The following is a 22,282-nucleotide window of genomic DNA, read 5'->3' as shown; positions in this document are numbered from 1 at the left end:
CATGCTTGACAAGAGCACGTTCCGCGACGCGATGGCCGGTCTTGGCGCGGCCGTCAACATCATCACCAGCGACGGCGAAGCCGGCCTTGCGGGCTGCACCGCGTCCGCGGTCTGCGGCGTCACCGACGAGCCGCCGACGCTGCTCGTCTGCATCAATCGCGGCAGCCGCAATAACGCCGCGTTTCGCAGCAACGGCAAGCTCTGCGTGAACGTGCTGAGCGCCGAGCAGCAGGCGCTTGCCGCGCACTTCGCCACGAGCGCGCTCGCGATCGAAGAGCGCTTCGCGGCCGCGCAATGGGACAAGCTTGAGACCGGCGCGCCGGTGTTGCAGGACGCGCTCGCGTCGCTCGATTGCGAGATCGGGTCGGTGACTGAAGTCGGCACGCACACGGTGTTCTTCTGCGCGGTGAAGGCCGCGCGCACGCGGGGCGCGGGCGATGCGCTGATCTACTACGGACGCCGCTACCATCGCGTCGGCGAGCGCTCGGTGCACGCGACGCATCAGGTCGCGGCGAATCAATGCGAAGCGTCCGCCTGCGCGTTGAGTTCGCACGGCTCGTTGAGATCGGCGGACCGCCGCGATCGTCCGGCCGAATAGCGCGTCTGCGGCGCGGACCGGATCGAGCGCAATACTTTCGCTCGCCGCGCCGACCATCGACTCGTCACGCCCGTACGACGCCCGTCATCGGTCCGCCCGCCACGGTCCGGCCAAACAGCGCTGCTGCCGTCCGTTGCGGGTCGAGCCCGAGACTTTCACTCGCGGCGCCTGCGATCAACGCATCGAGCGAGGTGGTCGGCTTCAGGTCACGCGACTGATACAGCTGATACGGCGCGAGCCCCGGCCAATCCGCTATCACGCGACCGCCCTGCACCGAGCCGCCCAGCACCATCGCGACCGAGCCGGTGCCGTGATCGGTGCCGCCCGTGCCGTTCGCGGCCGCGGTCCGGCCGAACTCCGTCGCGACCAGCACCGTGGTCTTGCTCCACGATGGTCCCATGCCGTCGCGCAACGCCGCGAGCATCGTGTCGAGCGCCTTCAGCTGATTCGCGAGCCGCGCGTTCTGCGCGCTGTGCGTGTCCCACCCGCCGGTCTCGATCATCGCGATGCGCGGACCGTCGTCGCGCGCCAGAAAACTCGCCGCGAGCTTGCCGAGGCTCGCCGGGTCCTGACGTGCGCCGGCATCGCCGGCGACGCTGCGCGCCGCCATCGCCGATTCCCACAGCGGACGCAACTGCGCGTCCTGCTCGTAGAGTTGCGACACGCGGGCGAGCAGATCGTCGGACGCCTGCGGCAACCCCGACGGCGCATACGACGTCACCGAAGCGGGGCCGCGCAGCGCCATCGGCACGGTCGGCGCGAACGCGATCGCGTTCGCGCGGGTCGCGGGCAATTGCGCGGCGAGCCGGTTGAGCCAACCATCCTTCGTCCGATACGGCGATGTGCCACCCGTTTCCAGCACGTTCTGTCCGTCGAAATGCGAGCGGTCGCGGTACGGCGAAGCGACCGCGTGCACGAATAGCGCCTCGCGCTGCGCGTACAGCTTCGCCATTTGCGCGAGCGCCGGATGCAACGCGAACGTGCCGTCCAGATGCGGCGCGTTCGACGCATCGATCGCGAGTGGTCCGCGCAAACTCGCATACGCGGGGTCCGCGTAAGGCACGACGATGTTCAGGCCATCGGCCGCGCCGCGCTGGATCACGAACACGAAGCGGCGGTCGGTCGCGACATGCGCGAACGCTATTCGCGGCGACACGAGCAGTGCGCCGGCACCAGCGGCGGCGACGCTCAGAAACTGGCGGCGTGACAGCATGGCGTTCACCTCCGTTGAAAATCGGGCGATACGAGCAGCAGCGCGATCGCCGTCGCCGCGCTTTCCGCGCGCGACACCGCCGTGGCCGTCGGCTCGCTGAGCGAGCCAGCCAGCAAGGTCTGCCCGAGCGAGCGCGCATCGAGCCGGTCGCCCACGCGCGAAGCGAAGCGTTGCGCGACTTCGACGCGGCGCACGAGCGCATCGGGTGCGGCCCAGCTCGCGGCGATATCGTCGTAGCCGGCGGGCGAACCGGGTCGCCACACCGGCTGCCCTAGCTGCGTCAGGATCGGCGCGCTCTGCAGATTACCGAGGTCGTGCCAGCCGAGTCCGCGCATCGACGAAATGGTCCACTCCCACGGCGTCTTGAACTTCACCGCGCCCGGCGACCACGCTTGCGGCATATCGATCAACGCGCGATAGACGGTCGGCAGATCGCCGTCGCTGCGGGTGAACGCATCGGCCAGACGAACGCTCACGCCAGCCGGCGGATTGTCGGCGACGAAATGGCGCGCGAGCTTCGCGCCGATATGCTGCGCGGTGGCCGGCGCGTGCGCGAGGTCGTGCAGGATCGCGAGCGCCTGCTGCTCGCCGGCTTCGTCGTAGCGGCGTCCCATGATCGTGCGCGAGCCCGGTTCATGCAGCGCCTGGCGAAACACGAAGCTGCCGGGTTCGCCGCTTGGCTCCATCGTGCGCCGGTTTGCATTGGCGCCGCCGTTCCCCGGATTGCCGACGAGACTCCAGCCGGTCAGCGCACGCGCGAACTCGGTCACGTCGTCCTGGCTATAGCCGCTGCGCACGCCGAGCGTGTGCAGTTCCATGATCTCGCGCGCGAGGTTCTCGTTGAGTCCGCGTCTGTTGTCCGGATTGCGCTGCGCGGCGCGCAGCGCCGCCATGCTGTCGGGACCGACCGAGCGGGTCTGGTCGAGGAACAGCTGCATGGCCGGATGACGCTCGACGGCCACCAGCATGTCCTCGAAACGGCCGAGCACGTGTGGGCGAATCGCTTCCGCTTCGAACGACCCGGCAAGCGCCGCGACGCCGGGTTTTTCGGCCGACACCGCAAAGTGGTTCGCCCAGAAATGCACGAGGCGTTCGACAAATGGCGTCTGCGTACTCAGCGCGCTTGCGACGCGCGCATTGACCGACGAGCGGTACAGGTCGAGGATTTCGACGCGAAACGCCTTTCGTTCGGATAGCTTCGCAGCTTGCGCGTCGGTCTGGCTGGCTGCTGCCGCGTTGCTGGCGATGTTGGTTGCGATGTTGTTCGCGTTCCGGTTCGAGTTGGATTCCTCGCCCGCCTTCTGCTTCGCCTGCTGCTCGATCTGCATGCGCTGCTGCGCGAGCTGCGTCGACAACGCGATCGAATCGGGCTGATTCGCCCACGCGTCCGGCCTCGGCTGGTACTGCTCGAACTGGGCGAGCAGCCATCCCTTCGGATCGGCTGGCGGCGTATCGTCGGCGCGTGCGCCGAGGCCGAAGCGGTTCAGTGCGACCGCCGCGGCATTCAGGTTCGGTGAGTGGGCCATACGATCCTCGTCGGCAGGTAAGACGCCTGCATGTTCGTTAAACGGCCGACGCGCCGGAATCCGTCGCCACCGCACGCATTTTTTTATTCGCCCGAGGCGGCATTCGCCGCCGGTTTCCTTGCGTTCGGCGCCGGCTGCGCTTCGCGCCATTGCCCGCGCAGCTTCAGGCTCTCGGCGAATTTGACACGCTCCTCGGGCGTCAGCGTCGCCGCGAAATCGGCGACGCTCGCTTCGACCATCGCGCGCAGGCTGCTGTCGGCCGCGCGGGTGCGCGCGAGCGCGGCATCGAGCGCGGCGCGATCGAACTGCGGCGCGGCCAGCAAACGCAATACCTCACGACGCCCTTCGCGAGCGTCACGCGCATACTGGCGCCCGTCGCGCCGCGCGTTCTTCAAGCCGTCGATAAACGCCTGCCGCTGCTGCGCCGACAGCGGCTCGGCGGCGAACCGTAACGCGCGCTGGTCCTGCGTCACCGGCTGATTCGCACCATGCGTGGCGAACCACTGATACGCGCCGCCGGCGATCGCGCCGAGCAGGAACACGTTGAGCACCGCGGAGCCCAGCAGCGCAAATTTCCACGAGCGCCCGTTCATTCGCCGCTCCAATCGGCGGAGCTGCCGCCGAAGCTCGAAGTCAGATACGAGGATTCATGCAAGACCGGCGCGTTCTCGGTCAGCACGAAGAACGACACCGCGAGCGCGCCAGCCAGGCCACCGAGCAGCCCGACGCCTGCCACCGCCGCGCCCGACCACCACAAACGCCAGCGCGCGGCCGGGCGTCGCGACGGCGCGCCATCGATGATGCGCCGTTGCAGTTCGAGACTCGGCGGCTCGATCCGGTCCGCGGCGAGCCATGCATCGAGGCCGGCCGCATCGCTCAACACCGCGTCGGCTTCGTCGCGATGCGCGCGCGCCCACTCCTGCGCGGCCTCGCGTTCGCGCTCCGGCCAGCGACGCGCGTCGGCGCCGTACGCTGCGACGATCTGATGGAATCTTTCGGGCGTCATGACTTGTCCTTGCTAAGGCCGCTGCCGGCCAGTTGGGCGCGCAAACCGCGGCGCGCGCGGCTCAGCAGACTTTCCAGCGCATCGACGCTAATGCCCATCAAGGCGGCAGCGTCGACGTTCGACATCTCCTGGTAATAGCTCAGCACGAGCGCTTCGCGCTGTCGCGCCGGCAGCGCGGCGAGCGCCGCGCGCACGCGCGCGTGGTCCGCGCGTGCTTCGAGCCGCGCGTCGGGTGGCGCGGCGGGATCGGCCGCGTCGGGCAGTTCGTCGCTCGGGTCTTCACGCTGACCGCGCAAACGGTCATAGCAAAGATTGAGCGCGACCCGATGCATCCACGTGTCGAACTTCGCTTCGCCTTCACGCCAGCGAGCCGCCTGTTTCCAGATTCGCACGAAGACCTCCTGCGCGACGTCCTCCGCTTCCATGCGATCGCCGAGCATGCGTGTGGCAAGCGCGAGCAGCCGCGGCAGTTTGCGCGCGACCAGCGAGCGGACCGCGCCGGGCTCCTCGCGGCCCACCCGCGCGATCAGCTCGGCGTCCGGATCGGGCGGCGCGTCGCTCAAGGCGTGCGGCTCCGTCGCGACATCACGCGCGCGCGTTCGCGTGCGGGCCGCATCACGGGATCAACGTCGTTCACTTGCCGCCGCTCCTTCGACTATCGTTTTGTTATGGTTTTCGTGCGCTACGGCGCTAGCCGGCCGGGTATCACGTATGCGGTCAATATACGACGACCGCCGGCCGGTAATAGGCCGGACGTGCCGGATAGACCACACAGCCAGCGAGCGAGGCCGCCAGCAGAATCATCACGAGTGTTTTCATCGCAAGCCTCGCTCAAGCCCAATGTCCTTCGATCCAGCGCCAGTGCGGCCCACGTTGCGCCCAGTGCCCGGGCACCCAGTGATAGCCGACCCGCACCGGCTGCCAGTGGCCCGGCGCCCACACATAGCGGCCGTGCTCCCAGCGCCAGCGGCCCTGATCCCACACATAGCCGTCCCGAGGCGCGGGCACGAGTTCGACGCGCGGCGGCGGCGGCGCCATTGGCGCGATCACCACTTGTGCGAAGGCGGGTGCTGCGGTCAGCGTGGCCGCGCAGCACAGCGCGGCGCTGAGCGTGGAACCGAGCAGGCGACTCATGCGGTTTGAGATCATGTCGTTTTCTCCCATAGGACCGAAAAGAGCCGGAGCCAGAGTGGCTCCGTTTCTGCTTCAACGGGTCAGCGGGGAGAAATCCGTCGCTCTGTCTGCAAAAAAAGTGCGACGGGAAGGAAGCGTTTCACTGTCGGGCGGCCATCGCGCTGCGGCCCGCGAGCCGGTGGGGTATCCTTGCCGCTTTAGCGAACCTCATCCGTACCCTCCCCGATGGCCGATTTTCCTTTCGACGCCGTGCTCTTCGACTGCGACGGCGTGCTCGTCGATTCCGAACCCATCACGAACCGCGTGCTCACCGAGATGCTCGGCGAGCTCGGGTGGCATATGAGCGTCGAAGAGACGATGCGCATTTTCGTCGGCAAGATGGTCAAGGACGAAGCGGAACTGATCGAGGCGCACACCGGCTTTGCCATCACGGCCGAGTGGCTGGCGCAGTTCCGCGCGCGTCGCAACGTGGCGCTCGACAAGGAGTTGCGCGCGATCGACGGCGCCTCTTTCGCGGTGCGCGCACTGCACCATACGTTGAACGGACGCATTGCGGTGGCGTCGGGCGCGGATCGCATCAAGATCGAATTGCAGCTCGTGAAGGCCGGCCTCCTCGACTGCTTCGACGGGCGCATCTTCAGCGGACACGAAACGCCGCGCAGCAAGCCGTTTCCCGACGTCTACCTCGCCGCGGCCGCGGCACTCGGCGTCGAGCCGGCACGCTGCGCGGTGATCGAGGATACGGTGACGGGAGCGACCGCGGGCGTCGCGGCCGGCGCGACGGTATTCGGCTATTGCCCGACGCACCTCGGCCATAGCAGCGCGACCGCGTTGCATGGCGCGGGCGCGGTGCACGTGTTCAGGGACATGGCCGAGCTACCGGCGTTACTCGCGGGATGGAGTACGCGCTGATTCGGCCGACGTGTTGGCAGTTGAACGACACCGGCCTGACGCGAGTTGGCCAACCACAACCGGTTTTCGGCTGCGCAGGTGCGGTCGATCAGCGCTTGCGCCAGTACCGACGTTGAATCCCGCCGCATGGCATGTTGCGTGCAACTGGAACGCCCGAGCGCAAGGCATTTGCGCGCTCGATACCCATCCAACGTTGCCGGAGATTCATCATGTCCAACTTGACCCTTGCCGACCTGTCGCGCTGCGACGACCTCGACCACGCAGCTGCGCAGTCCGTGCGCGGCGGGTACTCGCGCGAGTACCCGCCTTCGTGTTACAAGCCGCCGGTGTGCAGCCCGCCTCACTACGAACCGCCGCACTACAACCCATGCCCGCCGGTGCACTTTGGGTGTGGACCGGTCTACACCCCGATCTGCCATCCGGAACCGGGCAAGATCGTGCCGCTGTAAGCACGAGGCCTCGCGCCGTTGCGTACGACGGCGCAAGCCTGTATGTGTTGCGGCCCAGGTCGGTATGACCGGGCCGCAGCGTGCGTTTCGTGCGCTTTACTCGAAAGCAGGATCGATTGGCACGCGATAGCCGACCGCAAGCCGGTTCGTTTCGTTAGCCATTCCGACGATCGCCTGCAGTTCACCGAACATCTCGTCGGTCATGCCGGCGCGACGCGCCACCGCCGTGTGGCTCGCGACGCAATAGCCGCAGTTGTTCGTCACGCTGACCGCTACCGGAGCGAGTTTGGGAGCAAGTGGACAATTCCTGACTTACTGAACTTGACGACCTATGATCAGGCGAAGTGTGCCGCTTGACTTTGCGACACGTCTCGATCAGAGATGCCTATCGGGCCCAAGTAAGTCCCCCCCAACGCGGGACATATTCATTGCGAAAATCTTTCCAGCTGCTTGATGCGGTTCTCGGTGAGGGTTGCATCATATATTCCCTGCGCGAAAACCCGCGCCTCTGTTATCCGTCGCTGACGCCGGCTTCGGCGTTCAGGGCCTGAGCGTGCGGCATCGGCGGGAAGTTTGAGTAGATCGAATAGGTGATACGGCAAAGGTCGCATTCTTCCTCGACTGTCCAATCCGTTTCACTGCTTTGCTGTTTCAGTTGCCCCATTACACTCCTCAATATTTTCAGGCGATACCTCGCGAATTAACCATCGAAACGGACCACGGTCAATCGCACTAATTCGGGATAAGCCATTTTTGACAACTTTTTACGATTCTGATGATGAGCATTGTTCAACGACAGCTAAGAAACCTTAACAAAATGAACAAAGGGGCTGTTTACTCTCGATGAATCCTGTTAACCTTTTCATTGTTTCGACGACGAAAAGGACATGGCTAAACCCATACTCGACGACGAACTTTGGGCACTCATTGAACCGTTACTGCCCCCTCCCAAACCAAGGCGAAGCCGTTATCCTGGGCGCAGGCCGCTCGATGATCGTGCGCTGCTCACTGGCATCCTATTCATCCTTCAGACAGGCCTGCGCTGGGACCTGCTGCCACGCGAGATGGGCTGCGGCAGCGGCATGAGTTGCTGGCGCCGTCTGCGGGACTGGCAGGCTGCTGGCGTCTGGGACCGACTGCATGAAGTCCTGCTCGCCAGGCTGCGCGCGGCTGACCAGATTGACTGGTCGCGTGTCGTCGTCGATTCCTCCTCGATCCGCGCCGTGGGCGCAGGTCAAAAACGGGACCGAATCCCACGGACCGCGCGCGACCCGGTTCAAAGCACCACCTCATCACCGAAGCGCAGGGCATCCCGCTCGCGGTAATTCTCACGGGCGCCAACCGTAACGATGTTACCCAGCTTCACCCACTGGTTGACGCCATCCCACCCATTGCTGGCAAGCGTGGCCGGCCGCTTTCGAAGCCCCGCATTGTTCAAGGCGATCGGGGCTACGATCACGACAAATACCGCCGTCCGCTACACGCAGCCGGCATCGCGACTGAAATCGCCCGACGCGGCGAGCCCCACGGCAGCGGACTGGGCAAAACACGCTGGGTGGTCGAGCGCACCATTTCGTGGCTTCATAACTTTCGACGACTGCGCATCCGCTTCGAACGTCTTGCATTCATCCACGAAGCCTTCATGAAAATTGCCTGCTGCATCATCTGCTGGCGAAAGCTGAAGAACTCATTTTGTTAACGCCTCTAAGTCCGACCGTCCGCACAGGCTTTATATCGCCGGCCCGTCGACCATCTGCTCGATGCTCACCCTTCGCGCGCGCCGTCAGTGTCCAGATCCGCTCGCATGAATAGAAAAAGGCCACCGGTCTTTCGACCGATGGCCTTTGAGGCGCGACGCCGGGGCTAAACCCCGAGGGTTTTAAACCTTCGCCACGCGCCCGTACGTATCCTCGAACCGCACGATATCGTCCTCACCGAGATACGCGCCCGACTGCACCTCGATCAACTCGAGCGGAATCCTGCCGGGGTTCAGCAGCCGGTGAGTAACGCCGAGCGGAATATAGGTCGACTGGTTCTCAGTCAGCATGATTTCCTTGTCGCCGTTCGTCACGACCGCGGTGCCCTTCACGACGATCCAGTGCTCGGCGCGATGATGATGCATCTGCAGACTCAGCTGCGCGCCCGGATTGACGACGATGCGCTTGACCTGGAAGCGCTCGCCGCTATCGATGCCCTCATACGAACCCCAAGGCCGCACCACACGACGATGCGTGACCGACTCGTGCCGCCCCATCGCATTGAGCTGCGCGACGATCTTCTTCACGTTCTGCGCCTGGTCACGATTAGCGACCAGCACCGCGTCCGCGGTCTCGACGATCACGACGTTCTCGAGCCCAATGGCGGCCACGAGCCGATGCTCGGCGCGAATATACGAGTTGCTGACCGCGTCGGTCAGCACGTCGCCGATCAATGCGTTGTTCTGCGCATCGCGCTCGGCGATGTCGGCGAGCGCAGTCCACGAACCGATGTCGTTCCAGCCGAGGTCGGCGACCGCGACGACGGCCGCGCGCTGGGTCTTCTCCATCACCGCGTTATCGACGGAAATGTTCGGGCAGGCCGCAAACGACTCGGCATCGAGACGCACGAAATCGTAATCCTGCTGCGCGTTCTGCAGCGACAACTCGGCCTGACGCGCGATCTCCGGCTCGTAGCGGCGCAACTCGTCCATATACGTCGACGCTTTCAGCATGAACATGCCGCTATTCCAGTAGTAGCGGCCCTCATCGATGAAGCGCTGGGCGGTCGCGGCATCGGGCTTCTCGACGAACGAGTCGACCGCGAACGTCTGCGTGCCGTCGATCAGCGGCGCACCCGCGCGAATGTAACCGTAGCCGGTATGCGGCTCGGTCGGCGTGATGCCGAACGTGACCAGACGTCCATCTTTCGCGATCTGCGCCGCCGCTTCGACTGCCTTGACGAAGGCGGCCTCGCCCGCGATCACATGATCGGACGGCAGCACGAGCAGCAACGCGTCGGGCGTGTCGCGCAATGCGAGCAACGCGGCCACCGCGATGGCCGGCGCGGTGTTGCGACTTGCCGGTTCCAGCACGATGTTTGCGGAACCCACGTCGACCTGGCGCAGTTGTTCGGCGACAAGAAAACGCTGCTCGTTGTTCGTGACGACGATCGGCGCGGTGACACCATCGATGCCGCCCAAGCGCAACACGGTTTGCTGGACCAGCGTGTGTTCGCCTGTCAGTGCGAGGTACTGCTTCGGATAGCCGCCGCGCGACATCGGCCACAGTCGCGTGCCGCTGCCGCCGCAAAGAACTACGGGATGGATGTGCATGTTTTCAGGTCCTCGTTTGTGTCTTATGAATCGACTGCATCGGGCATCTGCCTCGTGATTGCGTCGCATCTTGCAGGCCGTCTCTGTTACGGCGCCCGATATTCTTTCCCCACCCACTCCATTCGCACCGATTCGAGCTCGCGCGGCAGGCGCGCCGAGATCGGTGCGCTGCGCGGCAATTCGACGAAGCCGAGACGCCGGTACAGCGCCTATGCGCGCTTGTTGCTCACCAGTACATCGAGCCTTTTCGGGGGCTGCGCGGCTTTATATCACAACTGGTTGTTACACCTCGGGCCCGCCGTTGGATTTAAAATTGAGGCTACCCAACACATAGCAATGACCTACGTGAGCAAACCTCTGTTCTTCATACATCCGCCGAAATGTGGCGGTTCCACTGTTATTTCCTTTTTTGACCTTAATCTCGATCGCGATAAGTTCATCAATTTCGTATGGGGTGGTGTATCTCAGGAAAAAACGCGAGAGCGATTTTTGGCAAGCGGAATCGGCGGCGGTCATGATCCTATCGGCATTCATCGAGACCTAAAAATGCCGTTGGAATATTGCAGTATTTTGCGCGAACCGCTCAGTCGGCAGACCTCGCATTACTGGTTCGCGCGTAATGGAAAAAACGGGGGCGTCGCGCGCGGAGTTTCCGTTTCCGAGGCTGAAGCGCTGGCGCAAGGCGGTGAATTGTCTCTGGACGATTGGGTGGGCGAATCGTGCGGCGGCAAGAATCTGTTCGTGCAAATGCTGAGCGGTCATGGCCGTGTGAACCGTGAAAGCCTTGAAATCGCGATTGAGAACGTCCGGCAACATATCCCGACAGTCGGTCTCTGTGAAGACATGAGCGATTTTCTGCTTCGTCTTTGCGGTAGAACCGGAATGCGTTTACCGTTCTTCATCCGTACGAATGTGACGGAAGGCGTGCCCAAGGAGCGCTCGCCGCTATCCGAGCGAGCCCGTGAAAAATTTGTCGAAGACAATCACCTGGACTACGAGTTGTACCAGTATGTGTGCGATGAGATCGCACGGGAAAGGGAGTCGTACGGCGCTATCTATACCCAGGCCATAGAAGCTGTTCGCCAGATTCAGCGGCGGATCGATGCTCTCGACAATCCCTATATTTATACCGGCAAGTCGAACATGTTCGGGTTCGACGAAAATCATCTACGTATGGTGCGCGAGGTTGCTACTTCGGCTGATCTCTCTCCGATCGATGCATATATCGAGCTGGCGCAATCGCGTCGCCGCGAATGCGGCGACCTGTTCGATGGTTTCGTGGACGCAGTGAATGACGACATGGTGCACGGCTGGGCGGTGAATCTGAGCGTACCGGACAAATGCGTACCGATTGAAATATGGGTACGGGAAAAGCTGGTTGCGACGACGCTGACTGGCAACCCGCGGCCGGATGTGGCTGCTGCCGGCTATGCGTCCGAGCGTTGTGGCTTTGCTGTTCGGTTACCGGAGGAGGCGCAGGAGGGATTCAGAGTCAAGATTGCGGGATCTGCGCAAACGATACGATCTGCGGGGACCTGGCAGCGGGGTTGGCATGTGGCGTGAGACGCCGTCCGGGTCCGGTCGTGCTCGCTCGCGTTTGAGCACTACAACGAACGTCATTCTCGTAGCGTGCGGAAGTACCACGCGCCACGCGAGCTCAAGCGCACGACCGATTCATTAAATCAAGCGTGAGGCGGTGTCCGGAGATTCAGGGGGCTGCTCCAAGTATGGCGTCTCGGGGCAAGTACGGCGAACGTGGGACGCGATTGCCGAAGGCGGCCAGACGGTGTTAGTTGCCGCAGCGGAAGGTTGGCGTCTGTCGTATAAGGTCTTTGGATTCTCCTTGTCATGCCTCCAGGGGTACCATGGTTTGACCGGAAGTTCCTAATACCTTCTACTGCAAACAGATACGCAATGTTCCGATGCGCTCTACGCGCGTAGACGCTGTGCTTGAACCTGACAGGGGCTCAGTCCGCTGGCGCCCCGGCATCGACGCGACGGATCGAAATCGCACTCACTCTCGAGTATCGGTACTTTGAACTCGAGCGCTTCGGCGAGCGGCATCCCGCAACCTTCGACGAACGACGGAAAAAGCAGTGCCCTGACAGTGTTGCAGATACGCATGTAGCTTTTCGTCGAAGCAGTGGGCTTCTTCTATTACGACGGCCTTTGGCGATTCGCAACGCTCCTGCATATCGATGACGTTTTCGTATTCCGCGCACCACGAGCACAGTAAAAAACAAACCGTCCAGACAAAGCAAAAGCCCCGCAAGATTTCAATCTTGCGGGGCTTTGTTACCGATGCTAACGCTAAAGCGTTATCCGCTTAGCGCGACATCATGTTCATACTGACGTTATGCATCACCCACAACGTGCCGCCGACCACGATAACCGCGGTCAGCACGGTGAACACAAACGCCGTCACGTTCCAGCGCTGCGACGACGACGTGTTCATATGCAGGAAGAAGACCAGATGCACGAGGATCTGCACGACCGCGAGGCCCGCGATCGCGAACAACGCGCTCTGGCCCGTCAACGTACCGGTCATCACGATCGCGAATGCCGCGACGGTCAGAATGACGGAGAGCACGAAGCCCGTCATGTAGCTGCCGAAGCTGCCGTGACCGCCTTCCGAGTGTGCGCCATGGGCGCTATGGCTATGGTCCATTTAGATCACGCTCGCAAGATAGACAAAGGTGAAAACGCCGATCCACACGACGTCGAGGAAGTGCCAGAAAAGGCTCAGGCACGTCAGACGGATCATGTCGCGTTCGGTCAGGTCGCGATGACGCATCACTTGCAGCGCCAGCACCACCATCCAGATCAGGCCGAACGTCACGTGCAGACCGTGCGTGCCGACCAGGGTGAAGAACGACGACAGGAACGCGCTGCGGCTCGGACCCGCGCCGTCGGCGATCATGTGCGAGAACTCGCGCAATTCCAGTACGAGGAACGAGAGACCCAGCAGGAAAGTCACGCCGAGCCAGCCGAGCAGCGCGCCCTTGCGGTTCTTGTGCGCGCCGAGCATCGCGAAGCCGTAGGTGATACTCGAGAGCAGCAGCATCGTCGTTTCGAGCGCGACGCCGGGAATCTCGAACAGCTCCTTACCGCTCGGACCGCCCGCGAACTGCTGGCTCATCACCGCGAACACTGCGAACAGTGCCGCGAAGATGATGCAGTCGGTCATCAGGTACACCCAAAAGCCGAACACCGAGTGCGACGGCACGTGGTCCGGCGCGAGATGCGGCTCAACCGCTATAGTCTTCTGTAACATCAGTCCACCTCCAGCGCGACCTGCTTGCCGACGCTTGCGCCGACACCGGCCACGGCGCCAGCACCGCCGTTGCGTTTCTCTTCAATCAGCGCGACAGTGTCCGCCGGAATGTAATAGCCGTCGTTGTCCATGAAGCTGTAGACGATCACGGTGACGATCGTGCCAATCAGGCCAACGATCGCAAGCCACCAGATGTGCCACACGGCTGCAAATCCGAGCACCAGCGAGAACAGCCCCACCAGCAGACCCGCGGACGTATTCGACGGCATGTGAATGTCGCGATACGCCGGCACTTTGACGCCGCCCTTGCGCGACTTCATTTCGCTGAACGCGTCAAGCGAGCGGACGTCCGGGATGTGAGCGAAGTTATAAACCGGCGGCGGCGAGCTCGTCGCCCATTCCAGCGTATGACCGTCCCACGGATCGCCCGTGAGGTCGCGGTTTTCCATCTTGTTGCGATTGCGGATGCTGACGACCAGTTGCAGCAGCTGGCAAGCGATACCGATTGCGATCAGCACCGCGCCGAACGCGGCGATGATCATCCACGGATGCCAGTCCGGGTTGTCGTAATGGTTCAGACGACGAGTCGCGCCCATGAAGCCGAGCACATACAGCGGCGTGAATGCGACCCAGAAACCAATTTGCCAGAACCAGAACGCGGCCTTGCCGAGCTTCTCGTTCAGCTTGAAGCCGAACGCCTTCGGGAACCAGTAGTTGAAGCCGGCCAGATAGCCGAACAGCACGCCACCGATAATCACGTTGTGGAAGTGAGCGATCAGGAACAGGCTGTTGTGCAGCATGAAGTCCGCGCCCGGGATCGCCAGCATCACGCCGGTCATACCGCCGATCGTGAACGTGATGATGAAGCCGATCGTCCACAGAACCGGCGTCGTGAATTTCAGACGGCCCTTGTAAATCGTAAACAGCCAGTTGAACACCTTAACGCCGGTCGGAATCGAGATCACCATCGTCGCGATGCCGAAGAACGCGTTCACGTCCGCGCCCGAACCCATCGTGAAGAAGTGATGCAGCCACACGAGAAACGACAGCACCATGATCGCGCAGGTCGCCCAGACCATCGTCTTGTAGCCGAACAGCGGCTTCTTCGCGAAGGTCGCGACGACTTCCGAGAAAATACCGAACGCCGGCAGGACCAGGATGTACACCTCGGGGTGACCCCAGGCCCAGATCAGGTTCAGGTACAGCATCGCGTTGCCGCCGGCTTCGTTCGTGAAGAAGTGCATGCCGAGGTAACGGTCGAGACCGAGCAGCGCGAGCGTGACGGTCAGGATCGGGAACGACGCCATGATCAGCACGTTCGCGCACAACGAGGTCCACGTGAACACCGGCATCTTCATCCACGACATGCCCGGAGCGCGCATCTTCACGATCGTCACGAAGAAGTTCACACCAGTCAGCAACGTGCCGACACCGGAGATCTGCAGACTCCACAGGTAGTAGTCGACGCCGACACCTGGACTGAACTGCAATTCCGACAACGGCGGATAAGCGAGCCAGCCCGTCTGTGCAAATTCACCAACCACCAGCGAAATGTTGATCAGGATCGCGCTGACTGCCGTCAGCCAGAAGCTCAGCGAGTTGATGAACGGGAAAGCGACGTCGCGCGCGCCGATCTGCAGCGGCACGATGATGTTCATCAAACCGATCATGAACGTCATCGCCATGAAGAAGATCATGATGACGCCGTGCGCGGTGAAGATCTGGTCGTAGTGATGCGGCGGCAGATAGCCTGGGCTCAGGTACGACAGCGCCAGTTGCATACGCATCATGATTGCGTCGGCAAAGCCGCGCAACAGCATGATGAACGCAACGACGATGTACATGACACCGATCTTCTTATGATCGACGGACGTCAGCCATTCGCTCCACAGATAGCGCCATTTGCCGAAATACGTGATTCCGCCGAGCACCGCCAGTGCGGCGAGGGCCATGCCGGCGCCCGCCGTGACGATGATGGGCTCGTGATACGGAATCGCATCGAGAGTTAGTTTTCCGAACATGAGTTACCCCTTAGGCGCACAGTTGGCGTCTTTCATGTTGTCGATGACGTTGCCGTTGTTGTATTTGGCAATGATGTTATTGAAGAGCTTCGGATCGACGGTCGAGAAGTACCGCACAGGGTCCTTTTCGCTCGGCTCCGACACCGCGTGATAGCGGTCCATGTCGAGGCGGTCCGACGAAGCGCGCACCTTCTCAACCCAGGCGTTGAATTCTTCAGGCGACGAGGCGAGCGTACGGAACTTCATGTCCGAGAAGCCCTTGCCGCTGAAGTTCGCCGCGAGGCCCGCGTAGTCGCCGGTGTGATCGGCGATCAGGTGCAGGCGAGTCTGCATGCCTGCCATCGCGTAGATCTGGCCGCCCAACTGCGGGATGAAGAATGAGTTCATCACCGTGTCCGACGTAATCCGGAAGTTCACCGGCGTGCCGACGGGGATCGCGAGCTGGTTCACCGATGCGATACCGAGGTCCGGATAGATGAACAGCCACTTCCAGTCGAGCGCGACGACTTCGACGTTGATCGGCTTGACCTGAGACTCGAGCGGACGATACGGGTCGAGCTCATGCGTGCTCTTCCACGTCAACACGGCGAGGAACAAAATGATCAGCGCCGGAATCGTCCAAACGACGACTTCGATCGCGGTGGAATGCGTCCACCCCGGTTTGTATTCAGCGTTTCTGTTCGACGCGCGATAACGCCACGCGAAAAACAGTGTCATCAGAATGACCGGCACCACGACAATCAGCATGGCCCACACCGAAGTCGCGATCAGATCACGCTCCGCGAGTCCCACACTCCCCTTCGGATTCAGAATATCGAGGTTGCTGCAACCCGAAAGCAGCAACATGAGGCTGACGGAAACGAAACTTGCCGGCCTTCTCAGCGCCCGTCCTTTCATATCCACTGCCTCGTTTTTTTGACTTCAACGAACGTCATTCGACGGCTCTCCAGTAATAAGCGCTCGCATAATAGGGGGGCAGCGAATGCTAATAAACACTCGAATTTGCAACGATCTATTGCATCGCGCCGCAGTGCGACACGTTGCCGCATTCCCCGCACACCCTATTCACCAGCGTCGTTTGCGACGCTTCAAAAACGAAGCATCGAAAGTTGACGCATCGCAAGATCCCCTTCAAATAAGCACTGGAAAACCGCCGGACGCGCAGCGGTTTCGCAGTACTTCGTCGAGCATGCATTCACAAAGGGATTCGTAGCGACGGGCAAAAGCGCAAAAGCGTCGCCGCATCCTGACGCGCGGATGCGACAACGGTTCTTGCGCTCTGTTCTTTTAACCCGGATTGTGCGTGGCGACGGGTGCCGGTCCGGGCGCCGCCGCCTGCAGATGCTCGCCAGCTTCGGCCCGCACGTTGTCAGAAGGAAGCGCCGAGCGTTCGGATTGCGCTAGCAGCGTGCCGACCGACGGATCGATCGCATCGGTAAACGGCTTCGGATTGAGACCGATCGCGAGCACCAGCAGCGCCAACGCACCGAGCAGCGCGAACTCGCGCTTGCCGAGGTCCTTCAGATTCGCGACGCGCGCATTGGCGATCGCGCCGAAGATCACGCGCTTATACATCCACAGCGTGTAGGCCGCGCTCAGGATCAGCGTGGTCGCGGCGATCGCGCCGATCCAGAAGTTGAAGCGGATCGCGCCCATCAGCACCATGAATTCGCCGACGAAACCCGACGTGCCCGGCAGACCGATGTTGGCCATCGAGAACAACATCACGAAAGCGGCAAAGCGCGGCATCGTGTTGGCGACGCCACCGTATTCGGCGATCGATGCGCTTTTCGTGCGGTCGTACAGCATGCCGGTGCACAACAGCATCGCGCCGGACACCACGCCATAGGAGATCATCTGCACGATTGCGCCGGCCTGGCCGAAGCGGTTGAAGACGAACAGACCGAGCGTGACGAGGCCCATATGCGCGACCGTCGAATACGCGAGCAGGCGGCGCATGTCGGTTTGCACGAGCGCGAGCAGGCTCGAATAGATCACCGCGACGAGCGACAGCGTGATCATCATCGGCGCAAAGAAGTGGCTCGCTTGCGGCGCGATCGGCAGCGCGAAACGCAGCAGACCGTAGCCGCCGATCTTCAGCATGCCGATCATCACCGCGGCGCCGGTGGGACCGTCGAGGTGCACGTCGGGCAGCCACGTGTGCAGCGGCCACATCGGCACCTTCACGCCGAACGCGGCGAGGAAGCCGAGGAAGATCAGCGCCTGCGGCACCATGTCGAGATGCGCCTCGCGCCACACGGCGAGGTCGAAGCTGTGCGTCTGGCTATACAGATAGAGCAGCGACATCAGCATCATCAGCGAGCCGAGCAACGACACGAAGAAGAACTTCACCGCCGCATACGTGCGGTTCTTGTGACCGTACGTGCCGATCAGCAGATACAGCGGGATCAGCGTCGCCTCGAATGCAATGAAGAACATCATGCCGTCGAGCGACGTGAACACGCCCTGCATGAAACCCGACAGCATCAGGAACGCGCCGTAGTACTGCGCGGTACGCTGGGTGATCGACTCCCACGACGCGATCACGATGATGATCGTCGTCAGCGCGGTCAGCGCGACGAGCCACAGCGAAATCCCGTCGATTCCCACATGCCATGCGATATCGAACGTCGGCGACCAGCGGACGTTCTCGACGAACTGCATCGAGGTCACGTCGTTGCGGAAATTCGCCACGACCGGAATCACCGGCAACAAACCCGCCACCGCGCCGATCAGCGCGAGCCAGCGCGTGCGATTACGCGCCGCGTCGGACCCGGCGCGCAGAACCACGAAGCCGGCGACGATGGGGATCCAGATGAGAAGACTTAGGAGAGGCAATGGCATGTGCTCTGTCAAAACTTGAAGTACAAAACGCTGCGTCAATGCCGCCAAAACAGCAGGCATTGAAATTGGAATGTAAGTTGGAGTGCGCTGAAATTGACGCGTGGAGGGGTTTCCCGCTACACGTTTACCCGCAGCCGACCGACCGAGGGTGGGAGATTACCAAGATAAGAATAATTTTGCATCGCAGCAGCCAATAAATCCCTTCAGATTAGATTGTTGCGACCTGGACGCTTGCAAAACGCATCAAAATGTGCGTTTTCACTTTGTTACAAAGACCCCGCAGGGTCTTGAGAATTTGGCAGCAAAAGCTGGCAATTACCGGGAGGTTGGCCGCTTTTAGGCATCGCCTGTTTGTGGGGCCGGTTCGGCTGGAACGGATCGTGCTGAACGGTGCTTTTCGGCCCGCGGCGACGACCCGCATCTGAACAAGAATTTGCGTTGTCGACGACAAAAAATTTTTTTGTCCGGGCGGTCTGAATCGACCGGCGAAAAGGGGCAACGATAGCGAGCGCCTCGGATCAAGATGCGCTAAAACTGCGCCACCGAGGCGCGCCAATCTTCCAATCACCTTACGAAAATCAACGTTTCGCCTGGTAGCTGCTGCGGAAATCCGCGCGGCGAGGCACACTCATTTCGCCTGGCCGGCGCCCCTCGCCCGGCCCCTTTTCCGGACCTCCTCGCATGGCGCTTCGTGACGACGACGTCGTACCCGCACTCGAATGCCGCGGCCTCAGCAAGCGGTACGGCACCGGCCGCATCGTGCTCGCGCAGCTCGACTTCACGCTCGCTGCGGGAGAGTTCGTCGCGATCATGGGCGACTCGGGCGTTGGCAAGTCGACGTTGCTCAACCTGATCGCCGGACTCGACCGCGCCGATAGCGGCAGTGTGCTGATCGACGGACGCCCGGTCGAGCAACTCGACGATAACGCCGCGACGCGTCTGCGCCGCCAGAAGCTCGGCTTCGTATTCCAGGCGTTTCATGTGCTGCCGCATCTGACGCTCGCGCAGAACGTCGCGCTGCCACTGCTGCTCAACGATCTGCCGACGGCCGCCGCGCTCGACATGCTCGCGGCGGTCGGGCTCGGCGGACGCGGCGACGACTTTCCGCGCGATCTCTCCGGTGGCGAATTGCAGCGCGTAGCCATTGCACGCGCACTCGTGCATCGTCCAACGCTGCTTCTCGCCGACGAACCGACCGGCAACCTCGATCCCGCGACGGCGCACGACGTACTCGGCCTGTTCCGCGCGCAAAGCAAGGCGACGGGCGCGGCGACGATCATGGTCACGCATTCGGAAGCCGCGGCAGCCGTGGCCGACCGGGTGTTGATCCTGAGCGACGGCGGCTTGCATGCCGCGCGCGATAAAGCCGCGAACGTCGCGCACGCCGCGGCCCGCTCGACCGACGATGGCCGCTGACCTTCAGCCACTGCCGCGCGCGCCCGGCTATCGCGTTCTCGCAGGCTGGCTACTGGCCGCGGAATGGCGCAGCCATCGCGGACGCGCACTCGTCGCAATCGCGACGATCGCGCTCGGCGTCGCGCTCGGCTACGCGGTGCAACTGATCAACAGCGCGGCCTTCAATGAATTCTCCGCGGCCGCGCGCAGTCTGTCCGGGGAAGCGGACCTGCAAGTGCGCGGCGCGCAGCCTTTCGTCGACGAGTCCCTTTATCCGCAGCTGGCCAACGAGCCGGGCGTGGCGCTAGCGAGTCCCGTGCTCGCGCTCGACGTCGCGGTGCCCGGCCGCAACGGTGCACTGCCCGTTCTCGGGATCGACGTCTTCAAGGCGAGCCGGATCACGCCCGATCTGATCGGCGTAGCCTCGCCTGAGCGCCCGTTCGACACGCTCGCCTCCGATGCGATATTTCTGTCGACGGCCGCGCAGCAATGGCTGAACGTCAAGACCGGCGACGACGTGACGCTGCGCGTCGGCACCTCGGATCTGCAGTTGCGCGTCGCGGGCGGGCTCGTGCGCACGCGGCCGGGTCAACGGCTCGCGGTGATGGACATCGCCGCCGCGCAATGGCGGTTCGGCAAGGTGGGCAAGCTGTCGCGCGTCGACGTGCAGCTCGAGCGCGGCGTCGATCGGCAACGCTTCAAACGCGATCTGCAGCAGCGACTCGGCAGTGCCTGGGTAGTCGCCGAAACGCGCGATACTGAGAGCCGTACCGATCGCCTGTCGCGTGCTTATCGGATCAACATGAACGTGCTCGCGCTGGTCGCGCTGTTCACAGGCGCGTTCCTCGTGTTTTCGACGCAGGCGCTCGGTGTCGTGCGACGCCGCTCGCAGTTCGCGATGCTACGCGTGCTCGGCCTCACGCGAGCTCAGCTATTGCGGCAGATCCTGCTCGAAGGCGCGCTGCTCGGGCTACTCGGTTCGTTGTTTGGACTTGCGCTCGGCTACGCGATGGCAAGCGGTGCGCTGCGCTTTTTCGGCAGCGATCTTGGCGGCGGCTATTTTCCGGGTGTGCAACCGCGAGTCGGTTTCGAGCCGCTCGCGAGCGCGGTGTTTCTCGCGCTCGGGGTCGCGGTGTCGGTGTTGGGCAGCGTCGCGCCCGCCATCGACGCGGCACGCGCACGGCCTGCCGCGGCACTCAAGGCCGGCGCCGAGGAAACCGCGCTGGCGCGGCTCGCGACGCCGTGGCCGGCGTTCGGCTGTTTGCTGGCGGCCGCCGCGCTGACGCGCGTGCCGCCGTGGTTCGATGCGCCGATTGCTGGTTATCTGGCGGTCGCGTTGCTGCTCGTCGGCGGCATCGCACTGATGCCGCGCGTGACCGCGCTGATTTTTGGTGCGGCGAGCCATGTGCGCGGCGCGCGACGCCGCGCGGGCGCGACGACTACGCTCGCGATTGCGCGTCTCGCGAATGCGCCGGGGCAGGCGTCGATCGCGATGGGCGGCGTGCTGTCGAGCTTCGCGCTGATCGTCGCGATGGCGATCATGGTGGCCAGCTTCCGCGTATCCGTCGACGACTGGATCTCGCATCTGCTGTCCGCGGATCTCTATGTGCGCCTAACCTCCGGCGGCAATAGCGGTGACAGTGGCGGCTTGCGGCCCGACCAACAGACGCGCATCGCGACGGTCCCCGGCATCCGCCATGCTGCGTTTTCGCGCATCACGCATCTGACACTCGATCCCGCCCGCCCGGACGTCGCGCTGCTCGCCCGCGAGATCGATGCGGCCGATCCGGGTGCGACCCTGCAGATGACCGGCGCGGTGCTCTCCCCGTCCGCGCTTCGCACCGGAGACATGCCTATTTGGGTTTCCGAAGCAATGGTCGACCTGTATGGGTATCAGTCAGGTCAACGCGTGCGGTTGCCGCTCGGCGAGCAGGGCCAGACGTTCGTCGTCGCCGGTGTCTGGCGCGACTACGCGCGGCAGAGCGGCGCGATTCAGATACGGCTTGGCGATTATCGGCGGCTCACCGGCGACTCCACCGCAACCGATGTCGCGGTGACTGTCGAGCCGGGCGTGAGTGTCGAACGCGTCGTCGCAAGTTTGAAGGCGTTGCCGTTCGGCGCTTCGCTCGATTTGTCGCAACCGGGGGAGATCCGTGCGCGCACGCTGGTCATCTTCGATCGAAGTTTCGCGGTCACGTATCTGCTCGAGGCGGTGGCCATAGTGATCGGCTTGTTCGGTGTCGCCGCGACGTTTTCCGCGCAGACGCTCGCGCGCGCCCGCGAGTTCGGGATGTTGCGCCACGTCGGCGTGACGCGCGCGCAGATTTTTGCGATCCTCGCATCGGAGGGCGGCCTGCTCACCGCATCCGGCATTGCGCTGGGTTTCGCGCTTGGTTTCGCGATCAGCCTGATTCTCGTGTTCGTCGTCAATCCGCAGTCGTTTCACTGGAGCATGTCGCTGCATGTGCCGTGGTTCGTGCTGGGCACGGTCGCGTTGGTGATGCTAGTGCTGTCGTGCACGACGGCGGTGGTAGCGGGACGGGGTGCGGTGTCGGTGGATGCCGTGCGCGCGGTGAAGGAGGACTGGTGATGCGAGTTGT

Annotated in this window: 19 protein-coding genes and 3 pseudogenes; 7 read left to right on the top strand and 15 right to left on the bottom strand. The window is 63.0% G+C overall.

Annotated features, from left to right (window positions below; all coding sequences use genetic code 11):
• Position 1: 1 nt before the first annotated feature.
• Positions 2-598 carry a flavin reductase gene (locus tag G5S42_RS05570; protein ID WP_176105876.1) on the top strand — a complete coding sequence of 199 codons (597 nt, stop codon included), beginning with the start codon at positions 2-4 and terminating at the stop codon, positions 596-598.
• A 64-nt stretch (positions 599-662) separates the two neighbouring features.
• On the opposite strand, the gene G5S42_RS05565 is transcribed toward G5S42_RS05570, so the two are convergent.
• From G5S42_RS05565 to G5S42_RS05540, 6 genes and pseudogenes are all read right to left on the bottom strand, one after another.
• Positions 663-1,811: a DUF1501 domain-containing protein gene (locus G5S42_RS05565; RefSeq protein WP_176105875.1), complete on the bottom strand. Its 1,149-nt coding sequence runs from the start codon at positions 1,809-1,811 to the stop codon at positions 663-665.
• A 5-nt stretch (positions 1,812-1,816) separates the two neighbouring features.
• Positions 1,817-3,337: a DUF1800 domain-containing protein gene (locus G5S42_RS05560; RefSeq protein WP_176105874.1), complete on the bottom strand. Its 1,521-nt coding sequence runs from the start codon at positions 3,335-3,337 to the stop codon at positions 1,817-1,819.
• An 83-nt stretch (positions 3,338-3,420) separates the two neighbouring features.
• Positions 3,421-3,930, bottom strand: coding sequence for a periplasmic heavy metal sensor (locus G5S42_RS05555; protein WP_176105873.1), 510 nt, complete (start codon positions 3,928-3,930; stop codon positions 3,421-3,423).
• Positions 3,927-4,343 carry a hypothetical protein gene (locus G5S42_RS05550; RefSeq protein ID WP_176105872.1) on the bottom strand — a complete coding sequence of 139 codons (417 nt, stop codon included), beginning with the start codon at positions 4,341-4,343 and terminating at the stop codon, positions 3,927-3,929. The genes G5S42_RS05555 and G5S42_RS05550 overlap by 4 nt, the downstream gene beginning before the upstream one ends.
• Positions 4,340-4,936 (bottom strand): annotated as a pseudogene (locus G5S42_RS05545) (RNA polymerase sigma factor); the annotation flags it as partial. The pseudogene G5S42_RS05545 and the gene G5S42_RS05550, both read right to left, overlap by 4 nt.
• A 238-nt stretch (positions 4,937-5,174) precedes the next feature.
• A complete protein-coding gene (locus G5S42_RS05540; RefSeq protein WP_176105870.1) occupies positions 5,175-5,492 on the bottom strand; it encodes a YXWGXW repeat-containing protein in 318 nt (105 codons plus the stop codon).
• Positions 5,493-5,702: 210 nt separating this feature from the next.
• On the opposite strand from G5S42_RS05540, the gene G5S42_RS05535 reads away from it, so the two are divergent.
• A complete protein-coding gene (locus G5S42_RS05535; RefSeq protein WP_176105869.1) occupies positions 5,703-6,389 on the top strand; it encodes an HAD family hydrolase in 687 nt (228 codons plus the stop codon).
• 209 nt (positions 6,390-6,598) lie between these two features.
• The gene (locus G5S42_RS05530) at positions 6,599-6,838 is read left to right on the top strand and encodes a hypothetical protein (RefSeq protein WP_176105868.1); all 240 of its coding nucleotides are present in this window, start codon (positions 6,599-6,601) and stop codon (positions 6,836-6,838) included.
• A 96-nt stretch (positions 6,839-6,934) separates the two neighbouring features.
• Here G5S42_RS05530 and G5S42_RS05525 read toward each other — a convergent pair.
• Positions 6,935-7,123, bottom strand: a pseudogene (locus G5S42_RS05525) (carboxymuconolactone decarboxylase family protein); the annotation flags it as partial.
• 226 nt (positions 7,124-7,349) lie between these two features.
• Positions 7,350-7,502 carry a hypothetical protein gene (locus G5S42_RS05520; RefSeq protein ID WP_176104963.1) on the bottom strand — a complete coding sequence of 51 codons (153 nt, stop codon included), beginning with the start codon at positions 7,500-7,502 and terminating at the stop codon, positions 7,350-7,352.
• Between the two features lie 223 nt (positions 7,503-7,725).
• On the opposite strand from G5S42_RS05520, the gene G5S42_RS05515 reads away from it, so the two are divergent.
• Positions 7,726-8,537 (top strand): IS5 family transposase gene (locus tag G5S42_RS05515; RefSeq protein WP_176105867.1). Its coding sequence is split into 2 segments (ribosomal slippage): positions 7,726-8,074 and positions 8,074-8,537, totalling 813 coding nucleotides; the frame shifts between segments, so codons are not numbered across the junction.
• Positions 8,538-8,717: 180 nt separating this feature from the next.
• Here the strand turns inward: G5S42_RS05515 and G5S42_RS05510 are convergent.
• Positions 8,718-10,148, bottom strand: coding sequence for a mannose-1-phosphate guanylyltransferase/mannose-6-phosphate isomerase (locus G5S42_RS05510; protein WP_176105866.1), 1,431 nt, complete (start codon positions 10,146-10,148; stop codon positions 8,718-8,720).
• Between G5S42_RS05510 and G5S42_RS05505 the strand changes: the two genes are divergently transcribed.
• Positions 10,137-11,711, top strand: coding sequence for a chondroitin 4-O-sulfotransferase (locus G5S42_RS05505; protein WP_376776864.1), 1,575 nt, complete (start codon positions 10,137-10,139; stop codon positions 11,709-11,711). The genes G5S42_RS05510 and G5S42_RS05505 overlap by 12 nt on opposite strands.
• Before the next feature lie 444 nt (positions 11,712-12,155).
• Here G5S42_RS05505 and G5S42_RS44080 read toward each other — a convergent pair.
• The 6 genes and pseudogenes from G5S42_RS44080 to G5S42_RS05480 all read right to left on the bottom strand — a co-directional run.
• Positions 12,156-12,363, bottom strand: a pseudogene (locus G5S42_RS44080) (glycosyltransferase family 4 protein); the annotation flags it as partial.
• Between the two features lie 111 nt (positions 12,364-12,474).
• Positions 12,475-12,816 carry a cytochrome o ubiquinol oxidase subunit IV gene (gene cyoD, locus G5S42_RS05500; protein WP_176105865.1) on the bottom strand — a complete coding sequence of 114 codons (342 nt, stop codon included), beginning with the start codon at positions 12,814-12,816 and terminating at the stop codon, positions 12,475-12,477.
• Positions 12,817-13,422 carry a cytochrome o ubiquinol oxidase subunit III gene (gene cyoC, locus G5S42_RS05495; protein WP_176105864.1) on the bottom strand — a complete coding sequence of 202 codons (606 nt, stop codon included), beginning with the start codon at positions 13,420-13,422 and terminating at the stop codon, positions 12,817-12,819.
• A complete protein-coding gene (gene cyoB, locus G5S42_RS05490) occupies positions 13,422-15,443 on the bottom strand; it encodes a cytochrome o ubiquinol oxidase subunit I (RefSeq protein WP_176105863.1) in 2,022 nt (673 codons plus the stop codon). Before cyoB ends, cyoC begins: the two co-directional genes overlap by 1 nt.
• Positions 15,444-15,446: 3 nt before the next feature.
• Positions 15,447-16,340 (bottom strand): ubiquinol oxidase subunit II, encoded by an 894-nt coding sequence (gene cyoA / locus G5S42_RS05485; RefSeq protein WP_176105862.1) that lies wholly within the window; start codon positions 16,338-16,340, stop codon positions 15,447-15,449.
• A gap of 390 nt (positions 16,341-16,730) precedes the next feature.
• Positions 16,731-18,287, bottom strand: coding sequence for an NADH-quinone oxidoreductase subunit M (locus G5S42_RS05480; RefSeq protein WP_176105861.1), 1,557 nt, complete (start codon positions 18,285-18,287; stop codon positions 16,731-16,733).
• Positions 18,288-18,968: 681 nt separating this feature from the next.
• Between G5S42_RS05480 and G5S42_RS05475 the strand changes: the two genes are divergently transcribed.
• Both G5S42_RS05475 and G5S42_RS05470 read left to right on the top strand, forming a co-directional pair.
• Positions 18,969-19,703 carry an ABC transporter ATP-binding protein gene (locus G5S42_RS05475; protein ID WP_176105860.1) on the top strand — a complete coding sequence of 245 codons (735 nt, stop codon included), beginning with the start codon at positions 18,969-18,971 and terminating at the stop codon, positions 19,701-19,703.
• Positions 19,693-22,272 carry an FtsX-like permease family protein gene (locus G5S42_RS05470; RefSeq protein WP_176105859.1) on the top strand — a complete coding sequence of 860 codons (2,580 nt, stop codon included), beginning with the start codon at positions 19,693-19,695 and terminating at the stop codon, positions 22,270-22,272. Before G5S42_RS05475 ends, G5S42_RS05470 begins: the two co-directional genes overlap by 11 nt.
• Positions 22,273-22,282: the final 10 nt, after the last annotated feature.

It is taken from the genome of Paraburkholderia youngii, assembly GCF_013366925.1.
In the GTDB taxonomy this organism is placed as follows: Bacteria; Pseudomonadota; Gammaproteobacteria; order Burkholderiales; family Burkholderiaceae; genus Paraburkholderia; species Paraburkholderia youngii.
Note: the sequence above shows the minus strand (reverse complement) of the source record. Positions and strands in the feature narration are given on the sequence as shown.

Coding starts and splice junctions, on each gene's coding strand:
- G5S42_RS05570 (WP_176105876.1), top strand. CDS start 2: ATGCTTGACAAGAGCACGTTCCGCGACGCGATGGCCGGTCTTGGCGCG.
- G5S42_RS05565 (WP_176105875.1), bottom strand. CDS start 1,811: ATGCTGTCACGCCGCCAGTTTCTGAGCGTCGCCGCCGCTGGTGCCGGC.
- G5S42_RS05560 (WP_176105874.1), bottom strand. CDS start 3,337: ATGGCCCACTCACCGAACCTGAATGCCGCGGCGGTCGCACTGAACCGC.
- G5S42_RS05555 (WP_176105873.1), bottom strand. CDS start 3,930: ATGAACGGGCGCTCGTGGAAATTTGCGCTGCTGGGCTCCGCGGTGCTC.
- G5S42_RS05550 (WP_176105872.1), bottom strand. CDS start 4,343: ATGACGCCCGAAAGATTCCATCAGATCGTCGCAGCGTACGGCGCCGAC.
- G5S42_RS05540 (WP_176105870.1), bottom strand. CDS start 5,492: ATGATCTCAAACCGCATGAGTCGCCTGCTCGGTTCCACGCTCAGCGCC.
- G5S42_RS05535 (WP_176105869.1), top strand. CDS start 5,703: ATGGCCGATTTTCCTTTCGACGCCGTGCTCTTCGACTGCGACGGCGTG.
- G5S42_RS05530 (WP_176105868.1), top strand. CDS start 6,599: ATGTCCAACTTGACCCTTGCCGACCTGTCGCGCTGCGACGACCTCGAC.
- G5S42_RS05520 (WP_176104963.1), bottom strand. CDS start 7,502: ATGGGGCAACTGAAACAGCAAAGCAGTGAAACGGATTGGACAGTCGAG.
- G5S42_RS05505 (WP_376776864.1), top strand. CDS start 10,137: ATGGATGTGCATGTTTTCAGGTCCTCGTTTGTGTCTTATGAATCGACT.
- G5S42_RS05510 (WP_176105866.1), bottom strand. CDS start 10,148: ATGCACATCCATCCCGTAGTTCTTTGCGGCGGCAGCGGCACGCGACTG.
- cyoD (WP_176105865.1), bottom strand. CDS start 12,816: ATGGACCATAGCCATAGCGCCCATGGCGCACACTCGGAAGGCGGTCAC.
- cyoC (WP_176105864.1), bottom strand. CDS start 13,422: ATGTTACAGAAGACTATAGCGGTTGAGCCGCATCTCGCGCCGGACCAC.
- cyoB (WP_176105863.1), bottom strand. CDS start 15,443: ATGTTCGGAAAACTAACTCTCGATGCGATTCCGTATCACGAGCCCATC.
- cyoA (WP_176105862.1), bottom strand. CDS start 16,340: ATGAAAGGACGGGCGCTGAGAAGGCCGGCAAGTTTCGTTTCCGTCAGC.
- G5S42_RS05480 (WP_176105861.1), bottom strand. CDS start 18,287: ATGCCATTGCCTCTCCTAAGTCTTCTCATCTGGATCCCCATCGTCGCC.
- G5S42_RS05475 (WP_176105860.1), top strand. CDS start 18,969: ATGGCGCTTCGTGACGACGACGTCGTACCCGCACTCGAATGCCGCGGC.
- G5S42_RS05470 (WP_176105859.1), top strand. CDS start 19,693: ATGGCCGCTGACCTTCAGCCACTGCCGCGCGCGCCCGGCTATCGCGTT.